The sequence below is a fragment of the Acetatifactor aquisgranensis genome (assembly GCF_943193215.1).
GTDB lineage: Bacteria > Bacillota > Clostridia > Lachnospirales > Lachnospiraceae > Acetatifactor > Acetatifactor aquisgranensis.
Window position 1 is genome coordinate 85823 of record NZ_CALPDH010000025.1, and the last position, 7135, is coordinate 92957.

General features: G+C 49.9%; 9 protein-coding genes and 4 tRNA genes. All 13 read right to left on the minus strand.

Features of this window, described 5'->3' with window-relative positions:
* Positions 1-10: 10 nt before the first annotated feature.
* Positions 11-1186, minus strand: coding sequence for a MalY/PatB family protein (locus NFS35_RS20070; protein WP_251208864.1), 1176 nt, complete (start codon positions 1184-1186; stop codon positions 11-13).
* 12 nt (positions 1187-1198) lie between these two features.
* Entirely contained in the window at positions 1199-2047 is an 849-nt protein-coding gene (locus tag NFS35_RS20075; RefSeq protein WP_251208865.1) for a DegV family protein, read from the minus strand.
* A gap of 154 nt (positions 2048-2201) precedes the next feature.
* Positions 2202-2274, minus strand: a tRNA-Val gene (locus NFS35_RS20080).
* 70 nt (positions 2275-2344) lie between these two features.
* Positions 2345-2418 (minus strand) — tRNA-Asp (locus NFS35_RS20085).
* Positions 2419-2509: 91 nt separating this feature from the next.
* Positions 2510-2583, minus strand: a tRNA-Ile gene (locus NFS35_RS20090).
* Between the two features lie 43 nt (positions 2584-2626).
* Positions 2627-2698: transfer RNA gene (locus NFS35_RS20095), tRNA-Glu, on the minus strand.
* Between the two features lie 117 nt (positions 2699-2815).
* Positions 2816-3850: an IS30 family transposase gene (locus NFS35_RS20100; RefSeq protein ID WP_251208866.1), complete on the minus strand. Its 1035-nt coding sequence runs from the start codon at positions 3848-3850 to the stop codon at positions 2816-2818.
* A 62-nt stretch (positions 3851-3912) separates the two neighbouring features.
* Entirely contained in the window at positions 3913-4149 is a 237-nt protein-coding gene (locus NFS35_RS20105; RefSeq protein WP_251208867.1) for a hypothetical protein, read from the minus strand.
* A complete protein-coding gene (locus NFS35_RS20110) occupies positions 4122-4436 on the minus strand; it encodes a hypothetical protein (RefSeq protein WP_251208868.1) in 315 nt (104 codons plus the stop codon). Before NFS35_RS20110 ends, NFS35_RS20105 begins: the two co-directional genes overlap by 28 nt.
* A gap of 340 nt (positions 4437-4776) precedes the next feature.
* Positions 4777-4971: a hypothetical protein gene (locus NFS35_RS20115; RefSeq protein WP_135990103.1), complete on the minus strand. Its 195-nt coding sequence runs from the start codon at positions 4969-4971 to the stop codon at positions 4777-4779.
* A gap of 81 nt (positions 4972-5052) precedes the next feature.
* A complete protein-coding gene (locus tag NFS35_RS20120; protein ID WP_251208869.1) occupies positions 5053-5205 on the minus strand; it encodes a hypothetical protein in 153 nt (50 codons plus the stop codon).
* A 220-nt stretch (positions 5206-5425) separates the two neighbouring features.
* A complete protein-coding gene (locus NFS35_RS20125; RefSeq protein ID WP_251208870.1) occupies positions 5426-6706 on the minus strand; it encodes a glucosaminidase domain-containing protein in 1281 nt (426 codons plus the stop codon).
* A gap of 3 nt (positions 6707-6709) precedes the next feature.
* Positions 6710-6952, minus strand: coding sequence for a hypothetical protein (locus tag NFS35_RS20130; RefSeq protein ID WP_135990101.1), 243 nt, complete (start codon positions 6950-6952; stop codon positions 6710-6712).
* Positions 6953-7135: the final 183 nt, after the last annotated feature.

The following is a 7135-nucleotide window of genomic DNA, read 5'->3' on the forward strand; positions in this document are numbered from 1 at the left end:
CCTCCTTTTTCTACTGCGTTTTTTCTTTTTTCCAGTTCTGTATACTCTTTTCCAGCCGTTTAAGCCCGTCCTCCAGACGTTCCCTGGGACAGGCCGGATTCAGCCGGATGAACTGCTTGCCACAGGCGCCGTACTCCTCACCCTCCGTAAGGTACAGGCCGCTGTCCCTGCGGATGAACCTGGTCAGCTCCCCCGCGTCCTCCGTAATCTCGCCGCAATCCAGCCAAAGCAGATAGGTAGCCTCAGAGGGCACCACTTTGATTTCAGGCAGATGCTGCTTTACAAAACTGCGAACCAGCCTTTTATTTCCTGCCAGATATTCCCTCAATTCCTCCAGCCACGGCCCGCCTTTCTCAAACGCCGCCACCGCAGCCCCTATGGCAAAGGCATTGGGCTCCGCCACCTCGTCCGTATTCAGTCCCCGCTCCAGTTTATGGCGGATGACCGGATTCGGCACCATCACGGCCGCGGTCTGCAGGCCGGCGATATTGAAAGTCTTCGTGGGAGCCAGACAGGTGACGCTGTTGTCCCTGCACAGATTGGACACGGAGGCAAAGGGGACATATTCAGATCCGGGATCCGTCAGATCGCAGTGAATCTCATCCGACAGCACCAGCACATGATGCTTCTCGCAAAGCTCTCCGATCCGGGCAAGGGTCCCCCTGTCCCAGATTTTTCCCACCGGGTTGTGGGGATTGCACAGGAGCATCAGCGTAGTCTGAGGATTTGCCAGCTTCTCTTCCAGATCCCCGAAATCAATGGAATATTCCCCGCCATCGTATACCAGCGGACTCTCCAGAATATTCCGTCCGTTATTCCGTATGGAATTGAAGAAAATATTGTATACCGGTGTCTGCACCAGCACATTCTCCCCCACAGTGGTCAGCTTCCGCACCGCGCTGGAAATAGCGGGCACCACCCCTGTGCAGAAGACCAGCCAGCTCTGCTCCATCTCCAGATGATGGCACTGTCTCCACCAGCTCTGATAGGCCTCATACCAGTCCTGCGTCACCACGGAATACCCGAAAATACCGTGCGCCGCCCGTCTTTGCAGCGCCTGGATGATTTCCGGTGCAGTCTCGAAATCCATGTCCGCCACCCACATAGGCAGCTCCCGCTCCGGCACATCCCATTTCAGCGAACCTACGCCCCGCCTGTCCGTCATTTTGTCAAAATCATATGTCATTCCCATCCACCTCTATGACTCATAAAGCGAGAAAAACGCTACACCAATGGCTCCGGGCCCTACATGAGTTCCGATGGTACCTCCTACGCTGGAAGTCTCCAGCGCATCCACGGAAGATTTCCAGAAAGCTTCATGGTCCACAATATACTTCTGCAGCATGGAATCGTCAAGTCCTGTATATCCCAGGACAAAAGGCTTCTCAAAATCAATGCCTCCTGTCTTTGTAATCTGCTCCGCCAGCAGGTTATTGCCCTGTTTGGAGCCGCGGGCCTTTCCCAGGATGGCTACCTCGCCGCCCTGAATCGCTATCACGGGCTTGATGGACAGCAGGCTCCCGGCCATGGCCGCCGCTTTCGAGATGCGCCCTCCCTTTTTCAGGTATTCCAGCGTATCCAGCAGCGCAATCAGCCGAATCCTGCCCTTATCCGCCTCCAGACGCTCCACGATCTCCTCAAAGGACAGTCCGGCGCTTTTCAGCCTGAGGGCGTATTCCACCAGCGCATGCTGGCCGATGCTGGCGTTCTCGCTGTCCACCACCCGCACCCTGTCGCCGAATTCCTCCGCGGCCACACAGGCGCTCTGCCATGTGCCGGACAGCTTTGAGGACAGCGTAACGGCAATCACCTGCTCTCCTGCCTCCACCGCCTTTCGGAAAGCCTCCTGAAAAGCGAAGGGCGGCACCTGGCTGGTGACAGGAAGCTCATCGCACTCTATCAGCTTTTCATAGAACATCTGATGGGTCAGATTGATTCCGTCCTGAAATTCCTCCTCACCGAATGTAATGCTCACCGGCAGGACCACCAGATCCTCCCTCTTATTGTCCACGATATCCGACGCGGAATCCGTGATGATTCTAATCATAAATGTCTCCCCCTGTTCCCATGCCCGATTCATTGTCCCTGGCGCTGTAATCCATTAGAAAATAATCGTTTTGACGAATGTGCTAAGAAAATTATAGCGGATTTATCCTGACAGCGCAAGCCAAAAAAACATCTCTCGGCGCAGCGCACAAAAATGGGGCCTATAGGGCTCGAACCTATGACCCTCTGCTTGTAAGGCAGATGCTCTCCCAGCTGAGCTAAGACCCCTTTTACAGACCAATACGATGTGCCGAAAGAAACACACCGTACCACTGCTTCCGTATGAAACGAATGCAAACGACCCAGATCGGACTCGAACCGACGACCTCCGCCGTGACAGGGCGGCGCTCTAACCAACTGAGCCACTGGGCCGTATTCTATTACAATCCTGTCGCACAGGACTATAACCACTTTTAAGAGAATTTCTTCTCTCTTTGAAATCTGCGGTGAGATTGCTCTCAAATGGACCTTCGGGGACTCGAACCCAGGACCGACCGGTTATGAGCCGGTTGCTCTAACCAACTGAGCTAAAGGTCCGCATACCCTTTCGGGCTCTTTTACTGACCTAAGATAAGTCATATGACTCCAACGGGAATCGAACCCGTGTTACCGCCGTGAAAGGGCGATGTCTTAACCGCTTGACCATGGAGCCGTTGCAGCCTTAACAAAAGGTATGATACCACACTTTCACGTCCTTGGCAAGAGGGAATTTTAATTTTCTATCTTAGTGCATTTTGTCAATAGTTATGCAACAACTTTTTGAAAAAATTTAGGCCAGGTTCTTGATTTCCTCTTCAAAGAGTTGGGCGGAAGTCTTAAAGCCTAAAATCCCCCTTGGATAGTTATTTATCCAGTTTTCTATATACTCTATGTCCTTATCCTGCTTTTCCTCGAAGTCCTCCCCTTTTGGTATATGACGGCGGATAAGGCGGTTACTATTCTCGTTTGTGCCCCTCTCCCAACTGCTATATGGATGACAATAGAAAAGAAAGGTCCTCTTTTCCCCATCACGCAATACGGACCGTTCCAACCCCTCATAGTCTGCAAACTCCACCCCATTGTCCACGGTTATGCTTCTAAAGACTTTAGGGAACATATCCCCCCATTTCCTTTCCAGTCTGTCCAGGGCTTCCACAACGCTTGCCGCCTTTTGGTCCGGCATCTTAATAATGATTTCATCCCTGGTTTTTCGCTCTGTTAAGACAAGCATACATGACTTTGTAATTCCCTGCTTGCCCTTTACCGTGTCCATTTCCCAATGTCCAAAGGTTTCCCGGTCCTTTACTTCCTCCGGGCGGTTCTCTATGCTCTCCCCGGCGGATGCCCTTTTCTGCACCTTAACTTTCTTATTATGCTTTTTCCGCTTCCCCTTTATCGGCAGGTCCTTATTGGTTAATTTAAGGAAAATACCATTGTCTATATATCTGTATAAAGTCCTCACGCTAATAGAGGTCTTAAACTCAATCCCACTTTGGGCTACTGCTGCCAATGCGGCTTCCGGGCTATATTTATCATTTACAATTTTATTCTCTATGTATTCAGCTAAAGGCATATCATTCCCAATTTTAAGGCTACGCCCCTTTCCCTGGGCGTTCCAATCATGGTTCTTTTGCCCCAAATCGCTACTATACCTCACTTCCTCGGTATAGTCACTATTTCTATGTGTATATTCTCCCCTTTTCATTTCCCGGTATATAGTGCTTCTGTGGACGTGCAAATACGCCGCAATCTCCGTTACCTTATGGCCGGAATTAAGCATTGTTTCCATCTTTATCCTATCATTTTTAGTTAAGTGCTTCCCCATGAAATCATCCCTCCAAAAGAAACGGGCACGGAAAGAATCCGTGCCGCCCAATGTCCTATTTTTTATACATCCTCTTTAATCTCTTCCCGGTAAGTGATTTCAATGGTGATGCAAAACGCATCTTCTAATTTGTCCAACTCATATTCTTCACTATAGCCCACTCGCTTGTAACTTTTCAGTATTTTATATTTTCCGCCAGATACTTCCGTTTCCACGTCCCTTATATTTCCGCTCTCTATCAGCTTCTTAACCCTGGCCGTACTGCCTTTCTTTATATCGCCAATATGTACGTCATCCACAAAAACCTGGATGGCTCCGCCCCCCCGAACAAAAGTTTGGCTTTTTCCGATAGTTCATATTGATAGATTTTTTCATTTTCCCGGCCATCTTCAATAAGTGCCTTTTTAGAAAGTTTATAGTCCTCGTTTTCCTCCACAAGTTCCATAATCTCTTTCATGTGGGCTTCCACATTTTCCAGTTTATGCCGCTGTGTCTTGATTATCCCTTTCGGCCTTTTTGGTTCCTCCTGGGGCGGTTGTGCCTTGGCTTCCTGCTTTTTAGAGAATAGATTTTTCAAAATACCCATGTTAAGTTCCTCCTTTTCTTACGGTGTATCTGCGGTTTCGCATACCACAAGCGGCCATCCGTCCATATCACGCCCTACGGCTTATAGGATGACAGCTTGCAATATACCGGGTGTTGTCGTACAACCTTTTAAACGCCGGATAACTTCACCGGGGCGTGGCATGGTTTTCTAGTTCCCGGCCCACCTGGGAAGAATAGGCGTGTATGCTTCCCTGGTAGGTACTTTTTGCACCAGTGCAACCCATCAACAGTTTATAGGGGCTTTGGACCCTCACGCCGCCCATGGTTGGCATGGCCGTTTTAGTTGCCCCCGGCGGCTGTCCTGCTGCCGGGGCGGCATCTTAATCCAGGCCCATTCGTGCATCAATGGCCTGGTTTATATATTCGCTTACGCTCTGCCCTGCTGCCGCTGCGGCTTCCTTGACAATCGCTTTTTTTCCTTTGGGCATATTGACTTCCACCCTATCATAATTTGCCTTATTAAATTCATTTTGGTATTTAATCTGGTTGAAATCCTCTTTTTTCGGTCTTGCCATTTTCCCACTATCCTTTTATAATATTTTTAACGGATTGGGCGGTTTTGGCAAGTCCACCGCCCTTTCTGTTTCCCCTATTTCTTACGCTTCAATATCTTTTTGAGTATCTTCTTTTAATTCCCTCACCAATTCCAATGCCTTTTCGTTGTCCTTGTCCTCTAAGGCTTTTTCTATATTGTTGATGGTCCTTAAAAGTTTTCTGCAATATGCTACGAACTCTCTCATATCTTCCATGCCATTCTCCTTTCTATGCTTGCCCATGTATTTGTTAAGAATCTCTCTTAACTGTCTTTATTATATTACATATTCCGGGATATGTCAATACATATTCCGGGATATTTTTATTTTTCTCTAAGAAAAAGGAACACGCCTATTTTGACGTGTTCCCTATCCCGTGACATATCATTATTCCTTGCTTGGCCTGTTTGTCTCCAAAAGGCGGTTGTTTTACAGATTATTTCAATAACCCGTTTACCTTATCCTGGACGGCCCGGTAATCATACCCGGCAGCTTCCAGGCGTTTCTTGCGCTCTTCACCGTTGCCCCATGCTCCGGCAATCACTTCCCTGGCGACTTCCGCCACGCTCTTTGTGGGCTTTTCTTTCCCTTTCAGTAAAGCGTTTACCTGGTCCTGGACGGCCCGGTAATCATACCCGGCGGCTTCCAGGCGTTTCTTGCGCTCTTCACCGTTGCCCCATGCTCCGGCAATCACTTCCTTGGCTATGGCTGCCACGGTCTTTGCTGCGCTTCCGGCGGCATCTTCTCCGCTTTCCTCTTCATACCTGGGAACGCCATACCCCCGTATGTATCGGCCATCCACGGCCAGGACCCGGCGGCCAACGGCATTGTTTTTGTTGCCCTCAATGACGGTAATCTTTCCGCCGTCCACGCCCTCAACAATGCCCACATGGTCCGGCCATCCCGTACAATCCCCGGCCCCGGAATCGTCCCAATCATAGAAAATCACATCCCCAGGGGACGGCGTTCTGCTATCGCTTTCCTGCCATTCCCCCAGGGCACGGAATAATTCAACCATCTGGCCGCATCCGCACTCGGTTGGGATGATTTCCGTCAATCCGCATCTAATAGAAACGGCAGAAACAAAGGTTGCACACCAGGCATCCGTATATTTTACCTTATAGCCCCTTGCAAGCGGCTTGTGGCCGTTGTACACGTCTATGATGCCCTTGTGGGTCCCGTCCGCTTCATTCCTGCCTATCCACGCCCTTGCCTGGGCCAGGACGGCACTTGCTGTCTTTGCCATGTCCATTTCCCCTTTCACGTCATATTGCCGCAAATCGTACTGCGAAACAATACGCATGGTATTTTCCACATACTTGCTGCTTGTGGCGTACCCATCCGCCTTGATGGTTTCCAGGTATTCCGCCGGGTCCGTGATGCCTTTAAGGTTCTGGTATCTTTCCAGTTGGATGAAATCAAAATACCCTTTCACGCCCTCTTCCATGCTGCTGTACACCCGGAAATTGTCCTTAATCTGTGTAAGGGTTCCCGGCGTATACTCTTCCATGGTTTTAAGGTTCACGCTTTTCCCGGTCCACCTTGTCCCACATTTCAGCCCAAAATAATTATGGTACACCGCCGCCAGGCGGCTTTCCCCCCATCCGCTTTCCAGGATTGCCTGGGCTATAATGGGACTATGCACGGAAATCCCGTATGCGGCGGCGTATTTCTGCACATACCCGGCAACTTTTTTTATGAAATCCTGCTTTTCCATCCCTTACACTTCCTTTTCCGCATCCTCGATTTCCACGCCTACTTCAATCCCGGCATTGGCCGAATCTGTCAAGCCCTCGCCAATGATATAGGCCACAACGGATGCCCCGGCCATGATAAGTGCCGTTACCTGGGCGGCTGTGTTCTCCGTCCCTCCCGTTGCAACAATCATCATGGAAACAAAGGAAGCCGCCGCCGTCCATAACTTACGGCTTGTAAGTTTCCTTACCCAATTTACATTTTTCATTGTCCGTTTCTCCTTTCGCCTTTCTTTTATTTCCAAACCCGTTTTGGGTGTGGATGCCTTTTAATAAATCCCCCGGATGCCCTGCTCCGTTAAGAAGTCCTTTTGCTCATGCTTTATTTCCCTGGCATACTGCAAGGCGGCTTCCGTTTCCCCGTTTGCGTGCCCGTTCTTTAGGGCCGTGGC